29 protein-coding genes, 2 tRNA genes and 1 pseudogene are annotated in these 25,424 nt (G+C 69.5%); 18 read left to right on the forward strand and 14 right to left on the reverse strand.

Annotated elements, in window-relative coordinates; translation table 11 throughout:
• Positions 1–28 precede the first annotated feature (28 nt).
• On the reverse strand, positions 29–1,204 hold the full coding sequence (locus LXM50_RS03660) for an ABC transporter substrate-binding protein (protein ID WP_233309915.1): 1,176 nt from the start codon (positions 1,202–1,204) through the stop codon (positions 29–31).
• A 47-nt stretch (positions 1,205–1,251) separates the two neighbouring features.
• Positions 1,252–2,334 carry an ABC transporter ATP-binding protein gene (locus tag LXM50_RS03665; RefSeq protein ID WP_233309916.1) on the reverse strand — a complete coding sequence of 361 codons (1,083 nt, stop codon included), beginning with the start codon at positions 2,332–2,334 and terminating at the stop codon, positions 1,252–1,254.
• A 120-nt stretch (positions 2,335–2,454) separates the two neighbouring features.
• Here LXM50_RS03665 and LXM50_RS03670 point away from each other — a divergent pair, with 120 nt between their 5' ends.
• From LXM50_RS03670 to gatB, 5 genes are all read left to right on the forward strand, one after another.
• The gene (locus LXM50_RS03670; RefSeq protein ID WP_233309917.1) at positions 2,455–3,231 is read left to right on the forward strand and encodes a FadR/GntR family transcriptional regulator; all 777 of its coding nucleotides are present in this window, start codon (positions 2,455–2,457) and stop codon (positions 3,229–3,231) included.
• 29 nt (positions 3,232–3,260) lie between these two features.
• Positions 3,261–4,058, forward strand: a complete 798-nt coding sequence (locus LXM50_RS03675) for a hypothetical protein (protein WP_233309918.1) — start codon at positions 3,261–3,263, stop codon at positions 4,056–4,058.
• Positions 4,059–4,127: 69 nt separating this feature from the next.
• A complete protein-coding gene (gatC, locus tag LXM50_RS03680) occupies positions 4,128–4,427 on the forward strand; it encodes an Asp-tRNA(Asn)/Glu-tRNA(Gln) amidotransferase subunit GatC (RefSeq protein WP_233309919.1) in 300 nt (99 codons plus the stop codon).
• Positions 4,424–5,938 (forward strand): Asp-tRNA(Asn)/Glu-tRNA(Gln) amidotransferase subunit GatA, encoded by a 1,515-nt coding sequence (gatA, locus tag LXM50_RS03685; RefSeq protein WP_233309920.1) that lies wholly within the window; start codon positions 4,424–4,426, stop codon positions 5,936–5,938. Before gatC ends, gatA begins: the two co-directional genes overlap by 4 nt.
• A complete protein-coding gene (gene gatB, locus LXM50_RS03690) occupies positions 5,938–7,452 on the forward strand; it encodes an Asp-tRNA(Asn)/Glu-tRNA(Gln) amidotransferase subunit GatB (protein WP_233309921.1) in 1,515 nt (504 codons plus the stop codon). The genes gatA and gatB overlap by 1 nt, the downstream gene beginning before the upstream one ends.
• Before the next feature lie 42 nt (positions 7,453–7,494).
• Here gatB and LXM50_RS03695 read toward each other — a convergent pair whose 3' ends face one another.
• Positions 7,495–8,112: a TetR/AcrR family transcriptional regulator gene (locus tag LXM50_RS03695; protein WP_233309922.1), complete on the reverse strand. Its 618-nt coding sequence runs from the start codon at positions 8,110–8,112 to the stop codon at positions 7,495–7,497.
• Positions 8,113–8,179: 67 nt separating this feature from the next.
• On the reverse strand, positions 8,180–8,554 hold the full coding sequence (locus LXM50_RS03700; RefSeq protein ID WP_233309923.1) for an SPW repeat protein: 375 nt from the start codon (positions 8,552–8,554) through the stop codon (positions 8,180–8,182).
• A gap of 124 nt (positions 8,555–8,678) precedes the next feature.
• Here LXM50_RS03700 and dinB point away from each other — a divergent pair, with 124 nt between their 5' ends.
• From dinB to LXM50_RS03715, 3 genes are all read left to right on the forward strand, one after another.
• Positions 8,679–9,932, forward strand: a complete 1,254-nt coding sequence (gene dinB / locus LXM50_RS03705; protein ID WP_233309924.1) for a DNA polymerase IV — start codon at positions 8,679–8,681, stop codon at positions 9,930–9,932.
• Between the two features lie 76 nt (positions 9,933–10,008).
• The gene (locus tag LXM50_RS03710; RefSeq protein ID WP_233309925.1) at positions 10,009–10,341 is read left to right on the forward strand and encodes a hypothetical protein; all 333 of its coding nucleotides are present in this window, start codon (positions 10,009–10,011) and stop codon (positions 10,339–10,341) included.
• Positions 10,325–10,906, forward strand: a complete 582-nt coding sequence (locus LXM50_RS03715) for a hypothetical protein (protein WP_233309926.1) — start codon at positions 10,325–10,327, stop codon at positions 10,904–10,906. The genes LXM50_RS03710 and LXM50_RS03715 overlap by 17 nt, the downstream gene beginning before the upstream one ends.
• A 4-nt stretch (positions 10,907–10,910) precedes the next feature.
• On the opposite strand, the gene LXM50_RS03720 is transcribed toward LXM50_RS03715, so the two are convergent.
• The 5 genes and pseudogenes from LXM50_RS03720 to LXM50_RS03740 all read right to left on the reverse strand — a co-directional run bounded on the left by LXM50_RS03720 (position 10,911) and on the right by LXM50_RS03740 (position 13,213).
• Positions 10,911–11,384 (reverse strand): DUF2017 family protein, encoded by a 474-nt coding sequence (locus LXM50_RS03720; protein ID WP_233309927.1) that lies wholly within the window; start codon positions 11,382–11,384, stop codon positions 10,911–10,913.
• 5 nt (positions 11,385–11,389) lie between these two features.
• The gene (clpS, locus tag LXM50_RS03725; protein WP_233309928.1) at positions 11,390–11,686 is read right to left on the reverse strand and encodes an ATP-dependent Clp protease adapter ClpS; all 297 of its coding nucleotides are present in this window, start codon (positions 11,684–11,686) and stop codon (positions 11,390–11,392) included.
• Positions 11,683–12,030 carry a metallopeptidase family protein gene (locus tag LXM50_RS03730; protein WP_233310085.1) on the reverse strand — a complete coding sequence of 116 codons (348 nt, stop codon included), beginning with the start codon at positions 12,028–12,030 and terminating at the stop codon, positions 11,683–11,685. The genes clpS and LXM50_RS03730 overlap by 4 nt, the downstream gene beginning before the upstream one ends.
• Before the next feature lie 114 nt (positions 12,031–12,144).
• Positions 12,145–12,543 (reverse strand): annotated as a pseudogene (locus tag LXM50_RS03735) (GNAT family N-acetyltransferase); the annotation flags it as partial.
• A 73-nt stretch (positions 12,544–12,616) separates the two neighbouring features.
• Complete coding sequence (locus LXM50_RS03740; protein WP_233309929.1) at positions 12,617–13,213, reverse strand: TetR/AcrR family transcriptional regulator C-terminal domain-containing protein; 597 nt, start codon at positions 13,211–13,213, stop codon at positions 12,617–12,619.
• A 169-nt stretch (positions 13,214–13,382) separates the two neighbouring features.
• Here LXM50_RS03740 and pdhA point away from each other — a divergent pair, with 169 nt between their 5' ends.
• The 4 genes from pdhA (at position 13,383) to LXM50_RS03760 (ending at position 17,587) form a co-directional block, all read left to right on the forward strand.
• Complete coding sequence (pdhA, locus tag LXM50_RS03745) at positions 13,383–14,510, forward strand: pyruvate dehydrogenase (acetyl-transferring) E1 component subunit alpha (protein WP_233309930.1); 1,128 nt, start codon at positions 13,383–13,385, stop codon at positions 14,508–14,510.
• Positions 14,507–15,499, forward strand: a complete 993-nt coding sequence (locus tag LXM50_RS03750; RefSeq protein ID WP_233309931.1) for an alpha-ketoacid dehydrogenase subunit beta — start codon at positions 14,507–14,509, stop codon at positions 15,497–15,499. The genes pdhA and LXM50_RS03750 overlap by 4 nt, the downstream gene beginning before the upstream one ends.
• Positions 15,500–15,510: 11 nt before the next feature.
• On the forward strand, positions 15,511–16,779 hold the full coding sequence (locus LXM50_RS03755) for a dihydrolipoamide acetyltransferase family protein (RefSeq protein ID WP_233309932.1): 1,269 nt from the start codon (positions 15,511–15,513) through the stop codon (positions 16,777–16,779).
• Positions 16,780–16,957: 178 nt separating this feature from the next.
• Positions 16,958–17,587, forward strand: a complete 630-nt coding sequence (locus LXM50_RS03760) for a LysE family translocator (protein WP_233309933.1) — start codon at positions 16,958–16,960, stop codon at positions 17,585–17,587.
• 19 nt (positions 17,588–17,606) lie between these two features.
• Here LXM50_RS03760 and LXM50_RS03765 read toward each other — a convergent pair whose 3' ends face one another.
• The 3 genes from LXM50_RS03765 to orn all read right to left on the reverse strand — a co-directional run bounded on the left by LXM50_RS03765 (position 17,607) and on the right by orn (position 19,834).
• Positions 17,607–18,983, reverse strand: a complete 1,377-nt coding sequence (locus LXM50_RS03765) for a PLP-dependent aminotransferase family protein (protein WP_233309934.1) — start codon at positions 18,981–18,983, stop codon at positions 17,607–17,609.
• A 112-nt stretch (positions 18,984–19,095) separates the two neighbouring features.
• Positions 19,096–19,171 (reverse strand) — tRNA-His (locus tag LXM50_RS03770).
• Positions 19,172–19,207: 36 nt separating this feature from the next.
• A complete protein-coding gene (gene orn, locus LXM50_RS03775) occupies positions 19,208–19,834 on the reverse strand; it encodes an oligoribonuclease (RefSeq protein WP_233309935.1) in 627 nt (208 codons plus the stop codon).
• A gap of 45 nt (positions 19,835–19,879) precedes the next feature.
• On the opposite strand from orn, the gene LXM50_RS03780 reads away from it, so the two are divergent.
• Positions 19,880–19,952, forward strand: a tRNA-Arg gene (locus LXM50_RS03780).
• An 8-nt stretch (positions 19,953–19,960) separates the two neighbouring features.
• Here LXM50_RS03780 and LXM50_RS03785 read toward each other — a convergent pair.
• Both LXM50_RS03785 and LXM50_RS03790 read right to left on the reverse strand, forming a co-directional pair.
• A complete protein-coding gene (locus LXM50_RS03785) occupies positions 19,961–20,665 on the reverse strand; it encodes a phosphatase PAP2 family protein (protein ID WP_233309936.1) in 705 nt (234 codons plus the stop codon).
• A gap of 148 nt (positions 20,666–20,813) precedes the next feature.
• Complete coding sequence (locus LXM50_RS03790; RefSeq protein WP_233309937.1) at positions 20,814–21,077, reverse strand: hypothetical protein; 264 nt, start codon at positions 21,075–21,077, stop codon at positions 20,814–20,816.
• Positions 21,078–21,170: 93 nt separating this feature from the next.
• Here LXM50_RS03790 and LXM50_RS03795 point away from each other — a divergent pair, with 93 nt between their 5' ends.
• The 5 genes from LXM50_RS03795 (at position 21,171) to LXM50_RS03815 (ending at position 25,366) form a co-directional block, all read left to right on the forward strand.
• Positions 21,171–21,797 (forward strand): LysE family transporter, encoded by a 627-nt coding sequence (locus LXM50_RS03795; protein WP_233309938.1) that lies wholly within the window; start codon positions 21,171–21,173, stop codon positions 21,795–21,797.
• A gap of 151 nt (positions 21,798–21,948) precedes the next feature.
• Entirely contained in the window at positions 21,949–22,446 is a 498-nt protein-coding gene (locus LXM50_RS03800; RefSeq protein WP_233309939.1) for a single-stranded DNA-binding protein, read from the forward strand.
• Positions 22,447–22,514: 68 nt separating this feature from the next.
• Positions 22,515–23,024 carry a hypothetical protein gene (locus tag LXM50_RS03805; protein ID WP_233309940.1) on the forward strand — a complete coding sequence of 170 codons (510 nt, stop codon included), beginning with the start codon at positions 22,515–22,517 and terminating at the stop codon, positions 23,022–23,024.
• Positions 23,025–23,148: 124 nt separating this feature from the next.
• Positions 23,149–24,828 carry an energy-dependent translational throttle protein EttA gene (gene ettA / locus LXM50_RS03810; protein ID WP_233309941.1) on the forward strand — a complete coding sequence of 560 codons (1,680 nt, stop codon included), beginning with the start codon at positions 23,149–23,151 and terminating at the stop codon, positions 24,826–24,828.
• A 76-nt stretch (positions 24,829–24,904) separates the two neighbouring features.
• Positions 24,905–25,366: a thioesterase family protein gene (locus LXM50_RS03815; RefSeq protein WP_233310086.1), complete on the forward strand. Its 462-nt coding sequence runs from the start codon at positions 24,905–24,907 to the stop codon at positions 25,364–25,366.
• Positions 25,367–25,424 lie beyond the last annotated feature (58 nt).

Below are 25,424 nucleotides of genomic sequence, written 5' to 3' on the forward strand. Positions count from 1 at the left end.
GCACGAGGCCCCGGGCGACCGGATCCGATCAGTTCCTGATCTGCTGCCAGGCCGTGGTCCAGCCGGCGTAGTCGATGCACTTCACGTCGGTGCGACCGTCCAGGCACTTCGCGATCGGGGTGGTCCAGTACCAGATCTTCTTCGCGTAGTCGGCGTCACCCGCGTGGTAGGACGCGCAGTCGTCACGGAAGTCGCAGGCCTTCTCGCTCGAGGGCGCCTCGCCGAAGTAGGCCGTGGCGGCCGCGTTCGCCTTCGGGCTGGAGATGTAGTCCAGCCAGGCGTAGGCGCAGTTCGGGTTCTTCGCCTTGGACGAGATCATCCAGGTGTCGCTCCAGCCCGTGGCCCCCTCGCTGGGCAGCACGACCGCCGTCTTGGCGCCCTCGCCCTCGAGCGTGTTCTGGATCACCTGCCAGGTGGTGCCGGCGACGCTGTCGCCGGACTGGAACGACTGCACCTCCTTGAGGTAGTCGCCCCAGTACTCGCTGATGTTCGGACGCTGTTCCTTGAGCAGGGAAACGGCGGCGTCGAACTGCTTCTGGTCGAGCGCGTAGGGGTTGGTGATCTTCAGCTCGGGCTTGTGGGCCATGAGGTAGACCGCCGCATCGGCGATGTAGATGGGGGAGTCGTAGGCGGTGATCTTGCCCTTGTGCTCCGAGGCTTTGTCGAAGACGACGTCCCACGAGGCGGGCGCGGTGGGGAACGTGTCGGTGTTGTACAGCAGCAGGTTGGCGCCGTAGCCGTGCGGGACGCCGTAGTGCTTTCCGTCCACGGTGTTCCAGGCGCGATCCTTGAGGAACGGGAAGATGCCGTCGTAGTTCTTCAGCAGCTTGGTGTTGACCTCGGCCACGTCGCCCGAGGCGACCAGCCGCAGCGAGGCGTCGCCCGAAGCGGAGACGACGTCGTAGTCACCCGTCTTCATGAGGTTGAGCGCCTCATCCGAGGTGCCGAAGGTCTTCGCCTCGACCTTGCACCCGGTGGCCTTGGTGAAGTCGGAGACCCAGTCGACGTTCGGGTCGTTCGAGCCGTCCTCCACGTAGCCGGGCCAGGCCAGGATCTTGACCGCTCCCTCGGTCTTGCCGAGCTTGTCGATCGGGCCGGCGGCGCCGCCGCCACCGGATCCGGCCGTGCCGCAGCCGGTGAGCGCGGCGATCACGGCCGAGGCCAGGCCGATGGCCGCGAAGGCCTTGAACGTGTTCTTTCGCATGGGATACTCCTTCGTTCTTCTGCGTGCGTGGGTGCGAGGGATGCCGGTCAGCGGGCGCCGACCGTGCGGATGGTGCGGGAGGGGGTGTCGTTCTGCTCGGCGATCGGCGCGTCGCCGAGGGGGACGACGTCCGCATCGCGCCAGGAGACGAAGACACGGTCGCCGTGGTCGCCGTGTGCGTGCCCGCCGACGTTCTGCTCCAGGACCGTGATCCGGGGCCCCTGATCGAGGTCAACGACGAGGCGCACACCGGAGCCGAGGTAGATGGCCTCGGCGACGACGCCGGGAGCCGAGCGGAAGCCTGGCTCGGCCGAGGGGGCGGGAGCGGCCAGGAGCTTCTCGGGGCGCAGCGAATGGTGACCGGTGCGGCCGAGCACGAGCTCGCTGGTGACGTCGTCGAACAGGTTGGAGGTGCCCACGAAGTCGGCGACGAACCGTGAGACGGGCCTCTCGTAGAGCTCGAACGGGGTGCCGAGCTGCTCGATCCGACCTGCGCTGAAGACCGCGATGCGGTCCGACAGGGTCAGCGCCTCCTCCTGGTCGTGGGTGACGAAGATGAAGGTGATGCCGAGGTCGCGCTGGATCTGCTTGAGCTCGACCTGCATCTGCTCCCGCAGCTTCAGGTCCAGCGCACCCAGCGGCTCGTCCAGCAGCAGCACCTTCGGCTCGACGACCGTGGCGCGGGCGAGCGCGACGCGCTGACGCTGACCGCCGGAGAGCTGGCTGGGCTTGCGGTCCGCGACGTGCTCGAGGCGCACACTGGCGAGCGCCCTGCGGGCGCGCTCGCGACGTTCCCTGGTGCGCACGCCGCGCACCCGCAGGCCGTACGCGACGTTGTCGAGCACGGTCATGTGCGGGAACAGCGCGTAGTCCTGGAACACGGTGTTCACATCCCGGTCGAACGGCGCCTTGGTTGTCACGTCCTCCCCGAACAGCTCCACGGTTCCCGCCGTGGGCTGCTCGAAGCCGGCGATGAGGCGCAGCACGGTCGTCTTGCCGGATCCGGACGGCCCGAGCATGGAGAAGAACTCTCCCTCGGCGATCTCCAGATCCACGCCGTCGACGGCGGTGACGGATCCGAAGGCACGGGTGAGTCCGGTGAGTCTGATCGCGACGGGCTTGTCGGCCATCACATCTCCTTCGATGCGAGGACTAATCCTCTGTTAGTAGATGTTTGGAATCATATGGGAACGGAGGATTTTGTCAACACCCGTGTTACCGTCGTGTCAGGAGCCCGGGAGGAGAGCGGCGTGGCACAGGTGTCGGCAGGTGTGGACCCCGCGCGGTCGGCCGTCTTCGCGCCGTTGTCGGACATCGGTCGAGCCGAGATCGTGGAGCGCCGGCTGCAGGATGCGATCACCTCGGGTGTGCTGCACGACGGAGAGCGGCTGCCGAGCGAGTCGCAGCTGGGGCGCCGGCTCGGCGTCGCCGTGGTCACCGCCAGGGAGGCGCTGGAGGCGCTGCGCGATGCCGGCCTGATCGAGACGAGGCGCGGGCGTGACGGCGGGAGCTTCGTCACGTTCGACCCCGACACCGCTCGCCGCTTCACCGATGAGCGCATCAGGGCGATCAGCCGCGTGGAGCTGCGGGATGCCTCCACCCACTACGCCGCGATCGCGGGGATGGCTGCGGAGCTCGCCGCCGACCGCGCCGGCGAGGACGACGTGCGGGGATTGCGCGAGCTCGAAGAGCAGGAGGATCTCTCGACGATGGGCGGGGCGCGCCGCGCCGTCGCCCGGTTCCAGCTGGAGGTCGCCGCGCTCAGCCAGTCGCCGAGGCTCGTGCGCGAGGAGCTCCGTCTGCAGGCCGAGATCGGTTCGCTGATCTGGCTGGGCCTGCGCGAGGAGGACAATCGGATCCGCAGCCGCGCCGCCCGACGTGCGGAGCTGGACGCGATCGCCGCCGCCGACACGGAGGCGGCCAGGGCGATCGCCGTGCGCCGCATCGCCGGTGGCGTCGAATGGCTGCTGGACGAGAAGTCCCGGCTCGAAGCCGCGGCAGAGGCCGCCGCGTCCGCGCGGGCATGACATCGGAACACACGAAGAAGGAGCGCGAGATGACCGGCACTGTCGCCGAGCATGACGCACGCATCGCTGAGCGCATCGAGACCACGTTCGAGCCTCTGGCCGCGCTCGTGGAGGGGTGGCGCACCGCCGTGCAGGATGAGTTCCGCGATTTCGCGGCGCAGGGCATCGCCCCGGCTGCCGCGGCGCTGGATCCCTTCATGGACGCGCTGGCGAGACCCGCTCTGGAGGCGCCCGGAGGACTCGTCACGGGGGCCGGCTTCGTCGCGACCCCGGGAGTCCTCGCCGATGCGCCCTGGCATCTGGCGTGGTGGCTGCGCGAGATCCACGGCCTCGACCGCGGTGATCGCGGTGGCGTGCGCCGGCTGGAAGCGGTGAACGATCCGGATTCGGATCAGTTCCGGGACTACCGGCAGCTGGAATGGTGGAGAGTGCCGGAGCGCACCGGCGAGCGTCACGTCACCGGGCCCTACGTCGACTACCTGTGCACCGACGACTACACGGTCACGGTGACGACACCCGTCACGCACGACGGCCGGATGGTCGGCGTGGTCGGCATCGACGTGCACGTGTCACGGCTGGAGCGCGTGATCCTGCCGATCCTGCGGGAGGCGGCGGGCACCGGCACGGTCGTGAACGGATCGGGTCGAGTGGTCGCCTCGAGCGACTCCCATCGCGTCACGGGGACGCTGCTGCGCGGGGACGACGTGCAGAGCGCGCTCACCGCCCTGCGCGAGGGCTCGCGGTCTGCGGCCGACGCATTCGGCGCGGAGGGGGCGCGGGTGGTGCGGTGCGGTGACACCGGTCTCGTCCTCGTGCTGCAGGGCTGACGCCGAGCGCGACGAGAGGTCGCCGTCCCTGCGGCGGGGCGGTCGACGCCCGCTGACTAGACTGTTCGGGTGTCTGAAATCACCCCTGATCTCGTACGCCATCTCGGCGTGCTCGCGCGCATCCAGCTCTCCGATGACGAGGTGACGCAGCTGACCGGTCAGCTGGACGCCATCGTCGACAACATCGCGAAGGTTTCGGAGGTGGCGACTCCTGACGTCGAGCCCACGAGTCACCCGATCGCGATGCACAACGTCTTCCGCAAGGATGTCGTGGGCCAGACCCTCACCACCGCCCAGGCGCTGCAGAACGCGCCCGATGCGGACGGCGACCGCTTCCGCGTGACCGCGATCCTGGGAGAAGAGCAGTGAGCGAGATCATCCGCTGGACCGCCGCCGAACTGGGCGCCAAGCTCTCCGCCGGGGAGGTGTCGAGCGTCGAGGCGACGCAGGCGCACCTCGACCGGATCGCCGCCGTCGACGGCGACGTGCACGCCTTCCTGCACATCAACGAGCACGCGCTCGACGCTGCGGCCGACATCGACCGCCGCCGGGCCGCAGGGGAGACCCTGGGCGAGCTCGCCGGTGTTCCGCTCGCCATCAAGGACGTGCTCGTCACCACCGATCAGCCTTCCACGAGCGGCTCGCGGATCCTCGAGGGGTACCGCTCGCCGTTCGACGCCACCGTCGTCGCTCGCTCCCGCGCCGCCGGCCTCATCGGTATCGGCAAGACCAACATGGACGAGTTCGCGATGGGATCGTCCACCGAGCACTCCGCCTACGGCCCCACCCACAACCCCTGGGATCTGGACCGGATCCCCGGCGGCTCCGGAGGCGGCTCGGCCGCGGCGGTCGCGGCCTTCGAAGCGCCCCTCGCCCTGGGCTCCGACACGGGCGGATCCATCCGCCAGCCGGCGCACGTCACGGGCACGGTCGGCATCAAGCCCACCTACGGCGGCGTCAGCCGATACGGCGCGATCGCACTCGCGTCGAGCCTGGACCAGGTCGGCCCCGTCAGCCGCACCGTGCTGGATGCGGGCCTGTTGCACGACGTGATCGGCGGGCACGACCCGAAGGACTCCACCTCCCTTCCCGACGTCTGGCCGTCGTTCGCCGCCGCGGCGCGCGAGGGCGCGACCAGACAGGTGCTCAAGGGGCTCAAGGTGGGCGTGATCAAGGAGCTGCCCGACTCGGGCTTCCAGACGGGAGTCGCGAGCTCGTTCCACGCCGCGCTCGCGCAGATGGAGGCGCAGGGTGCGGAGGTCGTCGAGATCTCCGCCCCGCACTTCGAGTACGGCGTCGCCGCCTACTACCTGATCCTGCCCGCCGAGGCGTCCAGCAACCTGGCGAAGTTCGACTCGGTCCGGTTCGGCCTGCGCGTCACCCCCGACGGCGGCGGCACGGTCGAGGACGTCATGTCGCTCACGCGTGAGGTCGGCTTCGGCCCCGAGGTGAAGCGTCGCATCATCCTCGGCACCTACGCGCTGTCGGCCGGCTACTACGACGCCTACTACGGCAGCGCGCAGAAGGTGCGCACGCTCATCCAGCGCGACTTCGACGCGGCGTTCGCGCAGGTCGATGTCATCGCGACGCCGTCCGCGCCGACCACGGCGTTCAAGCTCGGCGAGAAGATCGACGACCCGCTGCAGATGTACCTCAACGACCTCACCACGATCCCGGCGAACCTCGCCGGCGTGCCCGGGATCTCGATCCCCTCGGGCCTGGCGGAGGAGGACGGTCTGCCCGTCGGCATCCAGTTCCTCGCACCCGCCCGCGAGGACGCCCGCCTGTACCGGGTCGGCGCCGCGCTGGAGGCACTGCTCGTCGACGCGTGGGGCGGGCCGCTGCTCGACCGCGCACCCGTTCTGGGAGGAACCCGCTGATGGCCGCCGTGAAGCTCATGGACTTCGACAAGGCGCTCGAGCTGTTCGAGCCGGTGCTCGGCTTCGAGGTGCACGTCGAGCTGAACACCGAGACCAAGATGTTCTCCGACGCCCCGAACCCGGCGAACGAGCGCAACCACGATGCCGCGCCGAACACGCTCATCGCGCCCGTGGATCTGGGCCTTCCCGGGTCCCTCCCGGTCGTGAACGAGACGGCCGTGCGCTCCTCGATCAGCCTGGGCCTCGCGCTCGGCTGCTCGATCGCGGAGTCCTGCCGGTTCGCCCGGAAGAACTACTTCTACCCCGACCTCGGCAAGAACTACCAGATCTCGCAGTACGACGAGCCGATCGCGTTCGAGGGATCCGTCGAGGTCGAGCTCGAAGACGGCACGCTCGTGACGATCCCGATCGAGCGCGCCCACATGGAGGAGGACGCCGGCAAGCTCACGCACATGGGCGGTGCGACGGGTCGCATCCAGGGCGCCGAGTACTCGCTCGTGGACTACAACCGCGCCGGTGTACCGCTCGTCGAGATCGTCACCAAGCCGATCTTCGGCGCGGAGCACCGCGCCCCTGAGATCGCGAAGGCGTATGTGGCGACGATCCGCGACATCGTGCGTGGACTCGGCATCTCCGAGGCGCGCCTGGAGCGCGGAAACCTGCGCTGCGACGCGAACGTCTCCCTGCGCCCCCGCGGCCAGGAGAAGCTCGGCACCCGCACCGAGACGAAGAACGTGAACTCGATGCGCTCAGTGGAGCGTGCCGTCCGCTACGAGATCCAGCGCCAGGCGGCGATCCTCGCCGACGGCGGCACGATCACGCAGGAGACGCGGCACTGGCACGAGGACACCGGCACCACCTCGCCGGGCCGTCCGAAGTCGGATGCGGATGACTACCGGTACTTCCCGGAGCCCGACCTGCTTCCCGTGCGCCCGGCCGGGGAACTGGTCGAGGAGCTTCGTGCGGCGCTGCCCGAGCAGCCGGTCGCACGCCGCCGCCGGCTCAAGTCCGCCTGGGGCTTCGGCGACATCGAGTTCCAGGGTGTGGTGAACGCAGGCCTGCTCGATGAGGTCGAGGCGACCATCGTGGCGGGCACGACCGCAGACGCTGCGCGGAAATGGTGGACCGGCGAGATCAGCCGCATCGCGAACGAGCGCGAGGTCGACGCGGCATCGCTCATCGACCCGGCGTCCGTCGCCGCGCTTCAGCAGCTCGTGGACGCGGGCACGCTGACGGACAAGCTCGCGCGCCAGGTGCTCGAGGGAGTCATCGCCGGCGAGGGTACTCCGCAGCAGGTCGTCGACGCGCGCGGGCTCGCCGTCGTCTCCGATGACGGTGCGCTCATCGCGGCGATCGACGAGGCCCTCGCCGCGCAGCCCGACGTGCTGGCGAAGATCAAGGACGGCAAGGTCCAGGCCGCCGGTGCGGTGATCGGCGCCGTCATGAAGGCCATGAAGGGTCAGGCCGACGCCGCGCGCGTCCGCGAGCTCATCCTGGAGCGCGCCGCGCAGTAGCGTAGCGACGACTCGCTCCTCGCGCGTTCAAGGGCGCCGCACTCAGAGTGCGGCGCCCTTGAACGTCGCCTGAAGGCCCGCGGCGAGCACGCGGGCGATCGCCCGCAGGCTGGCCGGCTCGTGCAGCCGGCGCCGCTGCTCCTCCGAGCTCTCGCCCGAGACGGCCTCCAGGGGCCGAGCGGTGATCGTCGCCGACCAGGCATCGGCGGCGGCACGGACGGCGCCTCGATCCGTTCCGGCGGGCAGGCAGGCCGTCAGAGCGCGTTCGACCGTGTCGTGCAGCGCGCGGCGGTAACGGGCGAGCGCGTTCGCGACCTCGGGGCGCACGTGGGATTCGTGCCAGAGGATCTCGCGCAGCACGTCCGATGCCTCCCTGTCGTGCAGAACACGCTCGCCCACGTTCATGAGCGTCTGCACCGGGTCTCCGCGGACGGCGAGCGGATCCGCGTCGAGGGCGGCGGTGCCGAGACGCTCCTCGATGAGCGCCGCGAGGATGTCGGGTTTCGCCGGGAAGTAGTAGAAGAGCAGTCCCTTGGGCACCGCGGCGGCGTGCGCGATCCGTGCCGTCGATGTGCCGTCGAAGCCGTGGCGGGCGAACAGGGACTCAGCGGCGTCGAGGATCCGCGTACGCGCGTCGCCGGAATCGGCGTTCTCGGTCACGGCGTCTCCTCACGACGGTGCGGGAGCGGGATCTCCCCGCGTCCCGCACCCTGTGCGACCCTGCGGGTCACGCGTGAGCCGCCGTGGGGCCGCCGTGCGACGCGCGGTGAGCCTTCTCGGCGGGCACGAGGGCCCAGAGTCCTGCGGCGGCACAGACGGCTCCGCAGATCCACGAGGTCCACGCGGCCCCCGCATCTCCGGCATAGGAACCGATCCATGGGGAGATGAAGAGCAGCGCGCCGATCGCGGCGAGGATCCACTCCATCGACACGAGACCGGGAGCTGCGAGGCTCCATACCCCGGCAGCGATCATCAGAGCGCCCAGAACGATCATCATGGTCATCGACATGCCCATGCCGGGCGTCATCATGATGCCCGCCACGACCGCGACCAGTCCGGCGGCGACGGCCACCCAGTCCTGCCAGCGTGTCCACTTCTTCATAGAACTCATCCTCCTTGCAGTCAGATGGCTCCCGAATGGGGGTCGCCACGATTCTACCGCGCTGATTGACCGACCGGTCAAAGTGGGGGAATCCGATGTCGGCGGCCTCCGCGAGAATGGATCCATGGGACGAGGTGACGGATCGGGACGCATCGTCTCGGCGCCCGGCGCCGACGACAGCGGGACGGCGATCCTGCACGTCGATATGGACGCGTTCTACGCCGCTGTCGAGGTCCTGCACGATCCATCGCTGCGCGGGCTCCCGCTGATCATCGGCGCTCCCGACGGTCGCTCCGTGGTCTCCAGCGCCTCCTACGAGGCGCGTCGCTACGGCGTGCGCTCGGCGATGCCGGTCTCGCAGGCGATCCGACTGTGCCCGACCGCGCGGATCGTGCCGCCGGACTTCACCAGGTACCGTGACGTCTCGCAGCAGGTCATGACGATCTTCGAGCAGGTCACGCCGCTCGTCGAACCGCTCTCCATCGACGAGGCCTTCCTCGACGTACGCGGCGTGCGGCGGCTCTGGGGGAGCCCCGGGCGGATCGGCGCGATGATCCGCCACCGGGTGCAGGACGAGGTCGGCATCAGCTGCAGCGTGGGGGTCGCCGCGACCAAGCACGTCGCCAAGATGGCGTCGACCATGGCCAAGCCCGACGGCCTGCTCATCGTCGCCGCCGCCGAGACGCTCGACTTCCTCGCCACCAAGCCCGTGCGCGCGATGTGGGGGGTGGGGCCGAAGACGGCGGAATCGCTGGAGTCGCGCGGCATCCGGCTGATCCGCGACATCCGGGTCACGCCCGCCTCGGCGCTCGAGCGGGCGGTCGGACCCGCCCTCGCGCACCGCCTGCGGGAGCTCGCGGAGGGACGGGACCCGCGGGCCATCGAGACGAACCGCGTCGAGAAGAGCGTCGGGCACGAGGAGACGTTTGACATCGACGTCTCCGATCGTGAGGCGCTGCGATCCGAACTGCTGCGGCTGGCCGACCGTGTCGCCGCGCGGCTGCGCAGGGCGGGCTGGGAGGCCGGCACGGTCGCGATCAAGGTCCGCTTCTCGGACTTCACCACGGTGAGCCGCTCGCAGACCCTTCCTGAGCCGACCTCGGTCGGCCAGCGCATCGGCGAGGTGGCGCGCACGCTGTTCGAGGCGATCGACCGGCGCGATCCGGTGCGGCTGGTTGGAGTGCGCGCGGAGCGCCTCACCGATGCCGGCGGGGCGCTCGGCCTGTGGGACGACGACGCGGAGTGGCGTCGGGTGGAGGACGCGCTCGACAGCGCGCAGGCGAAGTTCGGATCCGGGATGGTCACGCGCGCCCGCCATCTCGGCGCACGGGCCGGACGAGGGGCGGCGCCGCATCCGCGCGCGCACGGGCTGGACTGATCCGGCGTGATGCCGGGGGCGACGTCCTGCGCGGCGGCCGGTGGTCGAGGTCGTCGGGGTGGACTAGCGTGGACGCATGCCGCACATCGCACTCGAGCTTGGCAAGAACTCCGCGTCCTTCGGCGTCAAGAGCGCCTACGGCGAGACGCAGGAGGTGGACGGCGCTTCGTTCACCCCGGTCGCCCTGACCTTCTCCGCCTTCGGCGGAGGTTCCGGCGGTGCCGAGGGCACGGCCGAGGGCGAGGGCGGCGGTGGCGGCGGGATCGCGATCCCGCTCGGCGTGTACGTGCGGCGCGAGGAGGGGCTGCGGTTCGAGCCGAACCTCGTCTCCCTGCTGGCCGTGGCGGTGCCCTTCGTCTGGGTGGCCGGGCGCGCGATCTCCCGCATCATCCGTGCCCTCAAGAAGTGACGATCCGGTCGCACTCGCGCTGAGCCAGGCGGTCTCCCGGATCGCTGACGCGGTGCGCGCCGTTCAGGCGTCGAATCCGGTGGTGCTCGTGGACGGACGCAGCGGCGCGGGGAAGTCCACCCTCGCCCGACTGCTCGCGGAGCACTGGCCGCTGCGCACGGATCCGCAGCTGATCGCGCTCGACTCGATCTATCCCGGCTGGGACGGCATGGACGCCGGCGCCGAGCGGGCCTATGAGCAGATCCTGCGTCCGCATGGTCGTGATCTCGTCGGAACATGGCAGCGCTACGACTGGGAAGCCGGGGAGTATGCGGAGAGCTACGCGGTCGATCCCTCGCGGGGGGTGATCCTGGAAGGCTGCGGAGCTCTCACTCCGCGAGCGGCCCGGATCGCCGACGTGCGCGTGTGGGTCGAGTCACCCGAGGTCAGTCGCAAGCGCCGCGCACTGGACCGCGACGGCGAGCTGTTCCGCCCGCACTGGGACCGCTGGGCGAAGCAGGAGGTCGCTCACATCCGCCGGGACGATCCGATCGGCTACGCCACACTGGTGGTCTCGATTCCGTAGGTGGTCAGACCTCGTCGAGCTCGTCCGCGGCCTCCACCAGCAGGTCGAGCCGATAGCCCAGCCATTCGTATACGCCGAGCCGAGGATCCTCCGGGTCGGACGCGGGCTCGTCCTCGATCCCGAGCCGCGAGGCGATGACGAGACGCAGGGCCGCGAGCGTGCGCAACCACGGGTCCACCTCGGGGGCGCTGATCACCAGCTCGTCCGGCAGGCCCGGCTTCTCGCCGAGAGATGCGAGACCGGCCTGCACCACACGGGCGTCGGCGGCGCGCCGGTCGAGCAGGTCGGCGCGGGTGGCATCCGCGAACTCCGCCGATGCATCGGCGTCCTCCGGGTACGCCGCGGGGGTGAGGCGGTTCAGGGCGGCGTCCTCGCCGACCCCGGTCTCTCGGAGCAGATCGAGGAACTGGGAGACGAGCTCCGTGAGGTTCTGGGCCTCGATCGACGGCATCGGCAGACGGATCCCGGATCCGGTCATCCCGCTCACTCTCCGGCCCGGCGCACGGTCGCCCACAGCCCGTAGTCGTGCATCGCCTGTGCGTGCACCTCCATGGTCTCGCGCGGGCCGACGGCCACCACGGCGTGACCCTCGTTGTGCACCGCGAGCATGAGGCGGGTCGCGCGATCCTTGGCATAGCCGAAGTACGTGCGGAATACCCGCACCACGTAGCTCATGAGGTTGACCGGATCATCCCAGACCACGAGCTCCCAGGGCACGGCAGGCGCGGCCCGGAGGTCGACCTGCTCGTCGAGGTCGGGGGTGAGGAGAGGAGCGCTCATGCCCACCCCAGCTCGTGCAGCTGCGCGTCGTCGATCCCGTAGTAGTGGGCGATCTCGTGCACGAGGGTGGTGTGCACCTCGTCGCGGAGCTCCTGCTCGTCGGCGCACTGCGCGAGGTGGGGCTCGCGGTAGACGATGATCCGGTCGGGAAGTTCGCCCATGCCGTAGTTGCCGCGCTCCGTGACAGCGAGGCCGTCATAGAGACCGAGCAGGTCGAGCGACCCGTCCTCCGGGCGGTCCTCGACGACGAAGACCAGGTTCTCGAGACCCTCGACCATCTCGTCCGGCAGACGATCCAGCTCATCCGCGACGAGTTCCTCGAAGGCCTCCGGATCCATCTCCATGCCACCGGCGAGATCGAACGTCATGTGCACGCGTCGTCCCAGATCGTTCAGCCCGATCCGCTCCTCGGTGTCGAGGAGCGCGCGATAGAACGGATGGTCGGGCGAGTCCTCCTCCGTGAATCCGAGCGACGCGTAGAACGGCGCGTTCCACGGCACATCGGCGAAGGTGCGCAGCGTGACCGCGCGATAGCCGCGGTCGGCCGCCTCGTCGAGAGCCGCCTCGACCAGCTCGCGTCCGTGGCCGCGGCGCGCGTGCGAGGGCAGCACGGAGAGCTGTTCGAGGTGCGCGTGTCCGTCTTCCTCGAGCACGTGCACGAAGCCCACCGGAGCCCCGTCCTCCTCCTCCGCGATGACGAGGACGAAGCCGGGCTCCGCAGCCCGTGCGGCGCCCGAGGGGGCGTCGCCCGTGAGCGCGGCGCCGAACAGGGGGGTGAAGACGGCGTCGGCCTCGTCCTCGATCCCAGCCAGCGTCGCGAGGTCGGCATCGGTCGCGGTGCGCACGAAGGAGGCCATGGTTCGATGCTATCCGGCTTCCTGGAGCGGTCGGCCGCGACGGTGGAACTCGCGGATCCGCGCCGCGGAACCGTCAGTGCGCCGAGGGGGCGAGGCCGAGGCTGTGCAGCGCGACGCGCGCGTGTTCGGCGGCCGTCGCGGCATCAGGTGCGGGGATGAGGCCCAGCAGGCGCCGGCGGTGCGGCTCCCCGAGGAGCAGAGAGAAGAGCGCGGCGGCCGTGCCTGCGTCCGCACCGGGGACAAGCTCGGCCAGTGCGCGGATGTACGCCTCAGGGCCCTCGTCGTAGAACCTGCGGGCAAGTTCGGGAAAGGCTCGCGCCTCGACGACCATGAGCCGGTGCAGGCCGATCGCTTCGTCGGAGTGCAGGGCCTCGACGATCCGGATGGAGAGTTCCTCGAGGCTCTCGCCGTCCACGGGGTCGGGGACCGTGCGGTCGCGGAGGCGCTCGACGCTCGCGAGGAAGACGTCGGTGCGGTCGCCGAGGTGCGCATAGATCGTGCGCTTGGTCACTCGGGCCGCGGTCGCGATCTCATCGACCGACACCTGCGCGAGACCCCGCTCGGAGAACAGGCGGATCGCCGCGTCCAGCACGTCATCGAGCCGCTGCGCACGCTCGGCCATGGTCGGACGGCCGCGCTTGCGTGGCGCGGAGTCCTTCTCGGTGCTCATCGCGTTCCCTTCCCCGACCGTTCTGTGGCACCATTCTATAATGATACGAAGTGCGTTTCATTAACGAGTCGGGTCGGTCGATACGTGGCCAACGCCGACCGACTGCCCGCATCCGCAAGCCGTTCGCGCGTGTCGCGGATGCCGTATCTCCCGCACGAGAGGAGCTCCCATGTCCACCAGTTCGAAGGCCCCGCGCCGACCATCTCGGCGTCCCGGAACCGATGAGCCCGGCGCGCCGGCGCAGCAGAGCGATCGGTCGCTCGCGCCGGAGCGGATGCTGGCGTTCTACCGGCAGATGGTGCTGATCCGCCGGTTCGAGGAGAGGGCTGCACGCGCCTACACCGAGGCGGAGGTCGGCGGATACTGCCACCTGAATCTGGGCGAGGAGGCGACCGTCACAGGGGTGACTGCCGCTCTCGACGCCGGCGACTACGTCTATGCGAACTACCGCGAGCACGGCTACGCCCTGGCCCGCGGCATCGCGCCCGGCCGGCTGATGGCGGAGCTGTACGGCCGCCAGGACGGGGTGTCCCGCGGCTGGGGCGGATCGATGCACATGTTCGACCTCGATGCGCGCTTCATGGGCGGGTACGGGATCGTCGGCGGCCAGGTGCCGCTCGCTACGGGGACCGCGCTGGCGATCGACTACCGCAGCGGGCCGGAGGCGGTGGTCTGCCTCATGGGCGACGGCACGACGAACATCGGTGCCTTCCACGAATCGCTCAACATCGCAGCCCTCTGGGGTCTGCCGATCGTCTACCTCGTGAACAACAACGGCCTCGGCATGGGCACCGCAGTCGAGCAGTCCTCCGCTGAGCCGGAGCTGTACAAACGCGCCGCGTCGTACCGGATGCCGTCTGCCCGCGTCGACGGCAACGATCCGGTGGCCGTCTTCCAGGCCATGCGGATCGCGCTGTCCAGTGCGAGGGAGGGGAGGCCGTACCTCGTCGAGGCCATGACCGGCCGCATGAAGGGGCACTCCGTGGTCGACCCCGCGCGATACCGGAGCCGCGAGGAAGCGGAGGCCGTGAAGGCCGCGGACCCGGTTGCGGCCTTTGCTGTTCGGCTGCGCGGGCAGGGCGTCCTGACCGACGACCTCATCGTCTCGATCGACGCCGAGGTGATGTCCGTCGTGGCCGAGGCGGTGGCATTCGCGGAGGAGAGCCCGCGCCCGGACGTCTCCACGCTGTTCGACTACACCTATGCGACCCCGGTGCCGAACGATGCCCGGCTCCTGCCCGGCGCGGCACTGTATCCCGCGGCTCCCCGCCCGGTCCTGGCGGGGGCATCCGTATGAGCGTCATCAGTTACCGTCAAGCCCTGCACGACGCCTTGCGCGAGGAGATGCTGCGAGACGACGAGGTCTTCCTGATCGGGGAGGAGATCGGCGTGTTCGAGGGGTCCTACAAGATCACCGCCGGGATGCTCGCGGAGTTCGGGCCGAGACGCGTCCGCGACACCCCGATCGCCGAGGAGGGATTCACCGGCGCTGCGATCGGTGCGGCGATGGTCGGGCTGAGGCCCGTCGTCGAGATCATGACGATCAACTTCTCCCTGCTGGCCCTGGATCAGATCGTCAACAACGCGGCCAAGATCTACGGGATGTTCGGCGGGCAGGCCCGCGTTCCGATGGTCATCCGCACCCCTGGCGGCGGCGGGCAGCAGCTCGGCGCGACCCATTCCCAGAACGTCGAGCTCTACTACGCCTTCGTGCCGGGCATGAAGGTCGTCGCGCCGTCCACCCCGGTGGATGCGAAGGCCCTTCTGCTCGCGGCGATCCGCGATGACGATCCGGTTCTCGTGCTCGAGAACCTCGCGCTCTACAACACCACCGGCGAGGTCCCGGACGACATCGAGCCTGCAGAGATCGGTCGTGCGAGGATCTCCCGCGAAGGCGCCGACATCACCGTCGTGTCGTACTCGCGGATGGCGACCGTCGCCCTCAGTGCGGCGGAGCAGCTCGCGGCGGAAGGCGTCGATGTCGAGGTGATCGACATCAGGAGCCTGCGCCCGCTCGATCGACCGACGATCATCGCCTCGGTGCAGAAGACGGGCTGCGCCGTGGTCCTGGAGGACGACTGGCTCACCTACGGGATCGGGGCGGAGATCGCCGCGACGATCTCAGACGGCGCGTTCGACTGGCTCGATGCGCCCGTGCGTCGCGTGGCGATGGCGGAGGTGCCGATGCCCTATGCGAAATCTCTGGAGACGGCTGCGCTGCCCTCCCTCGAAGACGCGATGAACGCGATCCGCGAAACGTTGGACGCCGTCGCCCGGCGTCGCTGAAAGGAATCACCATGATCGACATCCTGATGCCTCGTCTCTCGGACACGATGACCGAGGGGGCGATCGCCGCCTGGCGCCGGCGGCCCGGAGATGCGGTGGCCGCGGGCGATGTGCTCGTGGAGATCGAGACGGACAAGGCCGTGATGGAGCAAGAGTCCTACGAGTCCGGGACCCTCGCGGAGATCCTGGTCGACGTGGGCGAGACCGTCGCGATCGGCACGCCCATCGCACGGCTCGACGACGGGAGCGGGAGCGCTCCAGAACGCTCCGCCCGCTCGGCCGCTTCGCCGACCCCCGATGCCCCGGCGGCAGCGCTGATCGCCGACCCTCCGGCGGCTGCTCCTGCGGCCATCGCGCCGAATGCACGGCCGGAACCGCCACGCGAGGCCGCCGAGCGCCTGATCGCGACGCCGCTGGTCCGCAGACTCGCGAGGGAGCGCGGGACCGACCTCTCTGCCATCATGGGCAGCGGTCCCGGCGGGCGCATTGTCCGCGCCGATCTCGACGCTCTTCCGAGGGGAAGGGCAGCCCCGCTCGCCCCGTCGGTGTGGGCTGTCACGACCTCCGAAGACGGTCGCGGATCCGCCGCCGTGCCGTTCGATGCCATCCGGCACACGGTGGCCTCGCGGCTGACCGAGAGCGCGACGAGCACTCCGACGTTCACTGCGACCGCCTCGGCCGATGTCGACGACCTGCTCGCGCTCCGTGCGCAGATCAACGCGGCGATCGCCGACACGGATGCGACGAGGAAGGTCACGCTGAACGACCTCTTCGTCCGGGCTGTCGGTCTCGCACTCCGTGCCCATCCGGGGGTGAACGCGTCGTACTCTCCGGAGGGTCGCGGGCAGACGCTCGTGCACGCCCGGGTGAACGTCGGCGTTGCGGTGGCGTCGCCCGCGGGGCTCGTGGTCCCCGTCGTGCGTGATGCCGATCGCGCAGCGGTGTCCGTCATCGCCAGCGCGACGAAGGAGCTCATCGGGAAGGCATCGGAGCGCCGCCTCACCGCGGAGGAGCTGTCTGAGGGGACCTTCACGATCAGCAATCTCGGGATGTACGGTGTCGAGCACTTCACAGCGATCATCAACCCTCCGCAGGGCGCGATCCTGGCGATCGGCGGCGCCCAGGACGAGCTCGTGATGATCGAGGGGGCGGTCGTGACTCGCACCCGGGTGCGATACACGCTCACGGCGGACCACAGGATCATCGACGGGGCATTGGCGGCGCAGTTCCTCGCGACGCTCACCGGGCTGATCCAGAACCCGATCCGCATCGTGGCTTAGCGGCACGTGCTGAGCGGCCCCGCCCTGTTTCGCGTGGCGGGTCGCTACCCGTGGCGGGCCCGCATGGTGCACGATCGCCGGGATCACGAGCAAGGAGACGAAGCGCCGAAATTTGGACCTCGACAGTCGTGCATTCTTGGATCTTCTGCCCGGTCCAGAAAGCCCCCAGGCTGAGGACATGGATACGAGCTTCCTGGTGACTTCGATCGTGATCACGGCGACCCCGGGCAGCGGGGCCTTGTTCACGATCGCCGCGGGGCTGTCCCGGGGCGTCCGCGCGGGGATCATCGCTGCGGTCGGGTGCACGCTGGGCATCGTGCCGCACCTCGCGCTGGCACTGTCCGGCGCCGCGGCCGTGATGGCGGCGAATCCCGTGCTGTTCGACGTCATCCGATGGGCGGGCGTGGCGTATCTCCTCTACATGGCCTGGGGGATGTGGCGGGACGATCGTGGACTCGCGGCGTCCAGCGAGACGAAGGACGGCTCCGCGGCATCGGGGATGTCGTTCGGGCGGGTGATCCGTGACGCGGTCCTCGTCAACCTGCTGAACCCGAAGCTCACGATCTTCTTCTTCGTGTTCCTGCCGATGTTCGTGGACGTCGACGCCTCCGACAGCGTGCTGCGGATGGCGGGTCTCGGTGCCGCATTCATGGGCATCACCTTCGTCATCTTCACGGCGTATGGCGCGGGCGCCGCGCGGGTGCGGGATTTCGTGCGGGTGCGCCCCACGGTGAACCGACTCCTCGGACGTGGCTTCGCGCTGACCTTCGTCGTACTCGCGGTGCTCCTCGCGATCACGTCCCAGTGAGAGGAGCGACCCGCAGGGATCAGAGAATGCGACCGAGCGTCGCGATCGCGGCTGTGAGCCGCGCGCTCGTGTGAGGGCCGTAGCCGATCACGAGGCCCGGAGCGCCGGGGGAGAAACGGTAGTCCGAGAGGGGTTTGACGGCGATCCCCTCGGACGCGGCCCGCCGCGCGACGTCGGCATCGTCGGCGCCCTCCGGCAGCATCACCTGGATGTGGAGTCCGGCGGCGATGCCCTCGACGTGGCAGCCTGGCAGGTGGTCGCGGATCGCTGCGACCGCAGCGTCGCGGCGCTGCCGGTGCCGCAAGCGGAGGCGCCGCACCTGGCGCTCGAGCACGCCGCTGCCGATGAGTTCGGCGAGGATGAGCTGGGGCAGCGCGGGAGAGCCGAGATCCGTCGCCCAGCGTCTGCGGATGAGATCGTCGGACCAGCTCACGGGAGCGATCATCCAGCCGATCCGCAGGGCCGGGGCGAGCACCTTGGACAGGCTCGAGATGTGCAGGATCCGCTCCGGCGCACTCGCCTGCAGAGCGGGGACGGGGGCGCGATCGTAGCGATACTCCGAGTCGTAGTCGTCCTCGATGATCACGCCGTCCGTGCGGTCCGCCCATGCGATGAGCTCCCGCCGGCGCGCGGGGGAGAGCACGACTCCGGTGGGGAACTGATGCGCGGGGGTGGTCAGCACGGTCTGTGCGCCGCTCGCCTCGAGCGCTGCGACGTCGATGCCCTCACTGTCCACGGAAATGGGGCGCAGCTCGTCCAGCCAGTAGTCGAGGATGCGACGATTCCCGTCCGCGCTGGGATCTTCGACCCCGCACGCCGTCAGGCCCCGCTCGCGCATGGTCTGAGCGATCAGGCTGAGGGCGCCCGTCACACCCGCCGTGACGATGATGCGCTCCGGCGACGCATGTATGCCGCGACGGCGGGCCAGCCATCCGGCCAGGGCCTCGCGGAGCGCAGGTACGCCCTGCGGATCCGCGTACCCGAGCTCGCGAGCGGTTGCGGTCGCGAGCACCCGGCGCTCGGCCTGCAGCCAGGCGGCGCGGGGGAACGCGCTCAGGTCCGGTGCTCCCTCGGAGATATGGAGCGACTCCACGGCCTCGCGAGGTTCGGGGAGCCGGAGCGGCTGCGCGGCCGGTGGAACCACCTGGGTGATCCGTGTGCCTGCTCCCCGGTTTGTGACGAGCAGGCCCTCCTCGGTCAGACGCCGGTAAGCCTCGACGACCACGCCGCGGGAGAACGACAGTTCCTCGGCGAGCTCTCGACTCGGCGGCACCCGTGCGCCAGCGCTCAGGGTGGTGTCCGCGACGGCCGCGCGGATCTGCGCGGTGAGCCACGTGGTGCGTCCGCGGGACGGCGCGTCGCGCGGGTCCAGTCGGAGGAAATCGGATCCGGTCATCTGACTGGGGAGCCTATCGGGCGTGTCGCGCCGCTCGCGACCTGCTCGTCCCGACGGACGAGGTGCCGGATGCGGAAGAGGCTCGGATCCACACGGATCCGAGCCTCTTCGATGGGGTGGCTAACGGGGCTTGAACCCGCGACCCCCGCGACCACAACGCGGTGCTCTACCAACTGAGCTATAGCCACCATGTGCCTGCCGGAGCGGGCAACCTGACAAGTGTATTACAGGTTTGGGGCGAACTCTGACACGACGGCGTCCGACGTCGCCTGGACCTCTTCGGTGGTCGGTCCGGGCTGGTCGATGAACACCGCTCGGCGGTAGTACTCCAGCTCGCGGATCGACTCCAGGATGTCCGCAAGGGCGCGGTGCCCGCCGTCCTTGGAGGGCGCGTGGAAGAACACCCGCGGATACCAGCGGCGCGACAGCTCCTTGATGCTGGACACGTCGACGTTGCGGTAGTGCAGGTACTGATCGACCTCGGGCATGTACTTCGCGAGGAACATCCGGTCGGTGCCGATCGTGTTGCCGGCCAGGGGCGCCTTGCGCTCCTGCGGTACGAACCTGCGGATGTACGCGAGCGTCTGCTGCTGCGCCTCGGCGAGGGTCACGCCGCCGGGGATCTCCTCGAACAGGCCCGACGTGCGGTGCATGTTCGTGACGAAGTCGTTCATCTGCCCCAGGGCGGCATCACTCGCGCGGATGACCACCTGGAAGCCCGGGTCCACGATGCGCAGTTCGAAGTCGGTGATCACCACGGCGATCTCCACGAGCTCATCGATGGCGAGATCGAGCCCCGTCATCTCGCAGTCGATCCAGACCAGACGATCGTTCTCGGACGAAGAAACCATGCGGCCATCCTACTGAGCGGCGCCGACGCGCTAGCCTGGACGGGCGCCTCCGTAGCTCAGTGGATAGAGCAACGGCCTTCTAATCCGTCGGTCGCAGGTTCGAATCCTGCCGGGGGCACCTCTGCGTCAGGCTGCCGGACTCGCCGTCCGACGATGCACCCGCGAGGCGATCACGTCGACGATGAGCCAGCGGACAGCGGCAGCGGTGGCCAGCGCCCAGACGATCGAGCCGAGCACGTCGGTGGGGAAGTGCAGCCCGTCGCTGACGACGGCGAGGCCGATCACGGCCGTCGCGACGATGCCGAGGACGATCGGAAGCCACGCATACCGGGTGTCGCGGAGCAGGAACCAGAAGGCGATCGCCAGGGCGACCACGTAGGCGGTATGGCCGCTCGGGAACGATCCGTCGGTCTGCAGCGGGGAGAACGGGTGAGCGAGCAGCGATGCATCCGGGCGCGGCCGGTCCACGAGGATCTTGACGGCGGCGACGGGCAGCCAGGTGAACGCGACGGTGAGTCCGAACAGGATCGCCGTGCGCAGTGAGCGGGAGACGGCCCAGACGATGCCCGCGATCACCAGGGTGACGGCCACGGCGGGCAGCGGTTCGATCGCCTTGTAGATGAAGCTGGAGAGCGCGCCCCACGCACCGGTGTGCGTCTTGTTCAGGGCGGCGACCAGACCCTGATCGGCTTGGGTGGCCTTCATCGCGAAGCCGAGCGCCACGACGGCCATCGCACCGACCACGGCGATGATCACCGCGATCAGGGGCCGCTGTGCGGTGCGCTCGATACCGGTGAGCGGCCGGGTGCGGTTGCGTCGAAGCTCGGTCATGTGCGGGGTCTCCCTCGTCGCGTTCCTCACGATGACGGCACCGGAGGCGGGCATCCGCAGTTCGCGTGTGCCGGATCCATGTTCCGATGCGTCGCCTAAGGATTGGCCAAGAAACGCGTGCGGCTCCGCCGCCGCTCCGCGACGGAGGTCAGAACCGCAGGGCGGCGACGGCGTCGTCGGCGCTCCAGAAGTCCCCGACGACACGGAAGGTTCCGGACGCGAGGTGAAGCCGTTCGGCGCGATAGCGCAGCCCGAGGTCGTGCGGCATGATGCGCAGGTGTCCGCGGATCGAGCCGCGGCCGTCCCGCACCCGCCAGAGGCGCTCTCCGGCGGGTTGCAGAGTCTCGACGGAGTGGCGGAGAACGGGTGCCGCCCAGCGGATGGTCGGTGCGGGGGTGATGTTCGTGGTCATGGTTCCTCCTTCTCCTTCGAACATAAGGACGGCCTCCGACATTCGGCGGACACGCCGGGATGGGGGCGACCGGAAAGTCCCTACACTGTGCTGGTGACTGTGACTGTGTGGCTTTCGCTGGTGGTGGCGTGCCTGGTGATCAGCCTCACGCCGGGCGCCGGCGCGATCAACACCATGACCAACTCGCTCAACGAGGGATGGCGGCGCTCGATCTGGGGCATCATCGGACAGCAGCTCGCACTGGTCGTGCACGTCGCGATCGTCGCCGCGGGCGTGGGACTTCTGGTGGCGCGCGTGCCATGGCTGTTCGAGACGGTCCGGTACCTCGGCGCCGCATACCTGGTGTACCTGGGGATCCGGCTCATCCTGGCCCGCGTGCCCGAGGCCGCGGCGGATCCCGAGCTGCTGCGCTCGCCCGAAGGGCGATGGCGGATGCTGCGCCGCGGGTTCTGGGTGAATCTGCTCAACCCCAAGGCCATCGTGTTCTTCCTCGCGTTCGTGCCGCAGTTCATCCGCTTGGACCGGGATCCGTGGCCGCAGTACCTGATCCTCATCGGGACCACCGTCGTGATCGACGTGGTCGTGATGTGGTTCGTCTTCGCCGCGACGGCGCAGAGCTTCCGCCGGCTCACCTCCAGTGCGCGGGGCCAGCGAACGCTCAACACCGTCTTCGGGGCGCTGTTCATCGCGGTGGCCGCGCTGCTGCTGTTCGTTCACTGAGCCGAGCGCGCCCGATCCTCCTCCACAAGCGCTCGCCTCGATCGACTCCGCACCGACTGCGCGAAATCGGCTCCACGGGGATCGCCGACGAGCCACGCTGTCTGCAGGATCGGAGCCGACACGGGCTTCGCGAGAGCAGAGGAGAGCAATCATGGCCGACACGATCACCGTGCTGGGGAACGTCGCGACCGACCCGGAACGAGGCGCCACCGCGACCGGCATCCCCACCCTGACCTTCCGGATGGCCACCAACCACCGCCGCCCGGACGGTGCCGGTGGCTGGATCGATGCCGGGACGAACTGGTTCGAGGTCAGGGCCTACCGGGCCCTGGCGGAGAACGCGGAGGCCTCGCTCACCAAGGGGGATGCGGTCGTGGTCGTCGGTCGGCTGAAGCTGCGCGAATGGGAGGGCAAGGACGGCAAGCGCATCAGTGTGGAGATCGAAGCCGATTGCGTGGGTCCGGACCTGCGACGCGGACGCAGCGTCTATCACCGTACGTCGCATCAGACGACGCCCCCGAGCGAGGGCGGTGCCGCCGATCGCGAGGGTACGGCGCTCGCTGCCGTCGGCGCCGGTGCGCAGGACGCGCCGGGAGCCGACTCATGGGGGAGCGCGGGGAGCGCGGGGAGCGAGGAGACGCCGTACTGAGCCGAGCGCGAGTCGGGACCGTCGGCGCGGAACGCGGGTCGCGGCGACGGGCCGCCTAGACTCTGAGCGTGCGTGGATCCCAGGCTGCGGCCGCTCGAACACTCGTGATCCGCCCGCTCGCGCTCTTGGCCGTGGCTGCGACGCTCGTCCTGACCGGTTGCACGAGCGGGGTGCCGACGCCGTCCGCGTCCTCGGCCACCGCCGTGGCGAAGGACGGCGCGACGGCGTCACCGTCCGTGGCGCCGGTACTGCACCCGGACGGCTCGGCCGAGGACAACCTTCCGCTGTTCGCCGGCGTCGTCGCACAGGTCTGGGCCGGGTCGAGCCGCGCCTCGGGTTCGGCGTACATCGACGCTCTCGCCGCCGCCGGGTTCGCCCGGACCGACATGCAGGTCACCGCGGACGAGTCGACCGTGGGCAATCCCGCGGAGAGCATCCAGTTCTCCGTGCGCTGGGGGAAGGACCGCTGCCTGGTCGGGCAGGTCGGGCCGTCCACCGGGGATCCGGTGACCGCGGTGCTGCCGCAGGTGGAGGGCGGACGCTGCCTGATCGGCAAGACCGTGGCCGTCGCGCCCTAGCCCTTCACGCGGAGAGAAGCGCACCGCCCCGGGTAGGCTGGAGTGTCGATCCCGCGGCATACGGCCCGGAGAGCGACCCGCAGCCTTTCGCAACCGTCGTCACCACGACAGAAGGAGCGCCCTCGTGGCCGAATACATCTACTCCATGGTCCGCGCCCGCAAGGCGGTCGGCGACAAGCTCATTCTCGACGACGTCACGATGGCGTTCCTGCCCGGAGCGAAGATCGGCATGGTCGGTCCCAACGGCGCCGGAAAGTCCACCATCCTCAAGATCATGGCGGGGCTCGACACCCCCTCCAACGGCGAGGCCAAGCTCAGCCCCGGCTTCAGCGTGGGAATCCTGATGCAGGAGCCCGAGCTCGACGAGACGAAGACCGTCCTGGAGAACATCCAGGAGGGCGTCGCGATCAAGGCCAAGCTCGACCGCTTCAACGAGATCTCCGCGCAGATGGCCGACCCCGACGCCGACTTCGACACGCTGCTCGCCGAGATGGGCGTCCTGCAGGAGGAGATCGACGCGGCCGACGGATGGGACCTCGACTCCCAGCTCGAGCAAGCCATGGATGCGCTGCGCACCCCGCCGGCCGACGAGCCGGTCACCAAGCTCTCCGGCGGCGAGAAGCGTCGCGTCGCGCTCGCGAAGCTCCTGCTCCAGAAGCCTGATCTGCTCCTGCTCGATGAGCCCACCAACCACCTCGACGCCGAGAGCGTGCTGTGGCTGGAGAAGCACCTGCAGGCCTACAAGGGCGCGGTGATCGCGATCACCCACGACCGGTACTTCCTCGACAACATGGCCGAGTGGATCGCCGAGGTCGATCGCGGCCGCCTGATCGGCTACGAGGGCAACTACTCCACCTATCTGGAGAAGAAGGCCGAGCGGCTCGACATCCAGGGCAAGAAGGACGCCAAGCTCGCCAAGCGCCTCAAGGACGAGCTGGAGTGGGTCCGGTCGAGCGCCAAGGGGCGCCAGACCAAGTCGAAGGCGCGTCTGGCCCGCTACGAGGAGATGGCCTCGGAGGCCGAGCGGACACGGAAGCTCGATTTCGAGGAGATCCAGATCCCCGCGGGTCCGCGTCTCGGCAGCGTCGTCATCGAGGCGAAGAAGCTGCAGAAGGGCTTCGGCGACCGCTCGCTCATCGATGGTCTGAGCTTCAGCCTGCCGCCGAACGGCATCGTCGGCGTGATCGGCCCGAACGGTGTCGGCAAGACCACGCTGTTCAAGACGATCGTGGGCCTGGAGCCGCTGGACGGCGGCGACCTCAAGGTCGGCGAGACGGTCAAGATCAGCTACGTCGACCAGTCCCGCGCGAACATCGACCCTGACAAGACCCTGTGGGAGGTCGTCTCCGACGGCCTGGACATCATGATGGTCGGCAAGGTCGAGATCCCGTCCCGGGCGTACGTCTCCAAGTTCGGCTTCAAGGGTCCGGACCAGCAGAAGAAGGCCGGGATCCTCTCCGGCGGCGAGCGCAACCGGCTGAACCTGGCGCTGACCCTCAAGGAGGGCGGAAACCTGCTCCTGCTCGACGAGCCCACCAACGACCTCGATGTGGAGACCCTGGGCTCGCTGGAGAACGCGCTGCTGGAGTTCCCCGGCTGCGCCGTCGTGATCACGCACGACCGGTGGTTCCTGGACCGGATCGCGACACACATCCTGGCGTACGAGGGCACGGATGAGAACCCGGACCAGTGGTACTGGTTCGAGGGCAACTTCGAGTCCTACGAGGCGAACAAGATCGAGCGCCTCGGCGCGGATGCGGCCAACCCGCACCGCTCGACGCACCGCAGGCTGACGCGTGACTGACGCTTCGACGGGTTCAGCGCGCGGCAGCGGCTCTCCCGACGCTGCGGCTCCTGACGGGGCCGCGGCGGGGGAGCGTCTGCACATTCCGATCCACCTGCGCTGGGGCGATCTGGACGCTTTCAACCACGTCAACAACACCTCGATGCTGAAGCTGCTCGAGGAGGCGCGGGTGCGGGCCTTCTGGCGCCCCGGCGAGGGCGAGCACGGCCCGAGCACGGCCGTGCTGAGTTCGGGGCTCGACGCCGGCGTGATCACGCTCGTCGCGCGGCAGGAGATCGAGTACCTCGCTCCTGTGCCCTACCAACGACACCCGCTCGAGGTGCAGATGTGGTTCGGGAAGCTCGGCGGATCCAGCATCGAGGTCTGCTACGAGGTGTACAACGACGCGGCGTTCGAGGAGCGCGTGCTGTACGCGCGCTCGACCGCGATCATCGTGCTCGTGGACGCGGCCACCGGTCGTCCCACCCGGATCGCACCTGAGATGCGCGAGGCATGGGCGCCCTTCTCCGGACCGTCGATCGTCTACGCACACCGCTGAGCGGCGCCCGCGCGCTGCTGAGCAGTGCTGCACACATTCCGGCCCGGTGACACCGGCC

It is taken from the genome of Microbacterium sp. Au-Mic1 (assembly GCF_021341785.1).
In the GTDB taxonomy this organism is placed as follows: domain Bacteria; phylum Actinomycetota; class Actinomycetes; order Actinomycetales; family Microbacteriaceae; genus Microbacterium.

Coding starts and splice junctions, on each gene's coding strand:
- gatB (WP_233309921.1), top strand. CDS start 5,938: ATGGCCGCCGTGAAGCTCATGGACTTCGACAAGGCGCTCGAGCTGTTC.
- pdhA (WP_233309930.1), top strand. CDS start 13,383: ATGTCCACCAGTTCGAAGGCCCCGCGCCGACCATCTCGGCGTCCCGGA.
- LXM50_RS03740 (WP_233309929.1), bottom strand. CDS start 13,213: ATGAGCACCGAGAAGGACTCCGCGCCACGCAAGCGCGGCCGTCCGACC.
- LXM50_RS03765 (WP_233309934.1), bottom strand. CDS start 18,983: ATGACCGGATCCGATTTCCTCCGACTGGACCCGCGCGACGCGCCGTCC.
- LXM50_RS03760 (WP_233309933.1), top strand. CDS start 16,958: ATGGATACGAGCTTCCTGGTGACTTCGATCGTGATCACGGCGACCCCG.
- LXM50_RS03700 (WP_233309923.1), bottom strand. CDS start 8,554: ATGAAGAAGTGGACACGCTGGCAGGACTGGGTGGCCGTCGCCGCCGGA.
- dinB (WP_233309924.1), top strand. CDS start 8,679: ATGGGACGAGGTGACGGATCGGGACGCATCGTCTCGGCGCCCGGCGCC.
- LXM50_RS03675 (WP_233309918.1), top strand. CDS start 3,261: ATGACCGGCACTGTCGCCGAGCATGACGCACGCATCGCTGAGCGCATC.
- LXM50_RS03660 (WP_233309915.1), bottom strand. CDS start 1,204: ATGCGAAAGAACACGTTCAAGGCCTTCGCGGCCATCGGCCTGGCCTCG.
- LXM50_RS03790 (WP_233309937.1), bottom strand. CDS start 21,077: ATGACCACGAACATCACCCCCGCACCGACCATCCGCTGGGCGGCACCC.
- orn (WP_233309935.1), bottom strand. CDS start 19,834: ATGGTTTCTTCGTCCGAGAACGATCGTCTGGTCTGGATCGACTGCGAG.
- LXM50_RS03785 (WP_233309936.1), bottom strand. CDS start 20,665: ATGACCGAGCTTCGACGCAACCGCACCCGGCCGCTCACCGGTATCGAG.
- LXM50_RS03800 (WP_233309939.1), top strand. CDS start 21,949: ATGGCCGACACGATCACCGTGCTGGGGAACGTCGCGACCGACCCGGAA.
- LXM50_RS03750 (WP_233309931.1), top strand. CDS start 14,507: ATGAGCGTCATCAGTTACCGTCAAGCCCTGCACGACGCCTTGCGCGAG.
- clpS (WP_233309928.1), bottom strand. CDS start 11,686: ATGAGCGCTCCTCTCCTCACCCCCGACCTCGACGAGCAGGTCGACCTC.
- LXM50_RS03755 (WP_233309932.1), top strand. CDS start 15,511: ATGATCGACATCCTGATGCCTCGTCTCTCGGACACGATGACCGAGGGG.
- LXM50_RS03720 (WP_233309927.1), bottom strand. CDS start 11,384: ATGACCGGATCCGGGATCCGTCTGCCGATGCCGTCGATCGAGGCCCAG.
- LXM50_RS03665 (WP_233309916.1), bottom strand. CDS start 2,334: ATGGCCGACAAGCCCGTCGCGATCAGACTCACCGGACTCACCCGTGCC.
- LXM50_RS03730 (WP_233310085.1), bottom strand. CDS start 12,030: ATGGAGATGGATCCGGAGGCCTTCGAGGAACTCGTCGCGGATGAGCTG.
- LXM50_RS03710 (WP_233309925.1), top strand. CDS start 10,009: ATGCCGCACATCGCACTCGAGCTTGGCAAGAACTCCGCGTCCTTCGGC.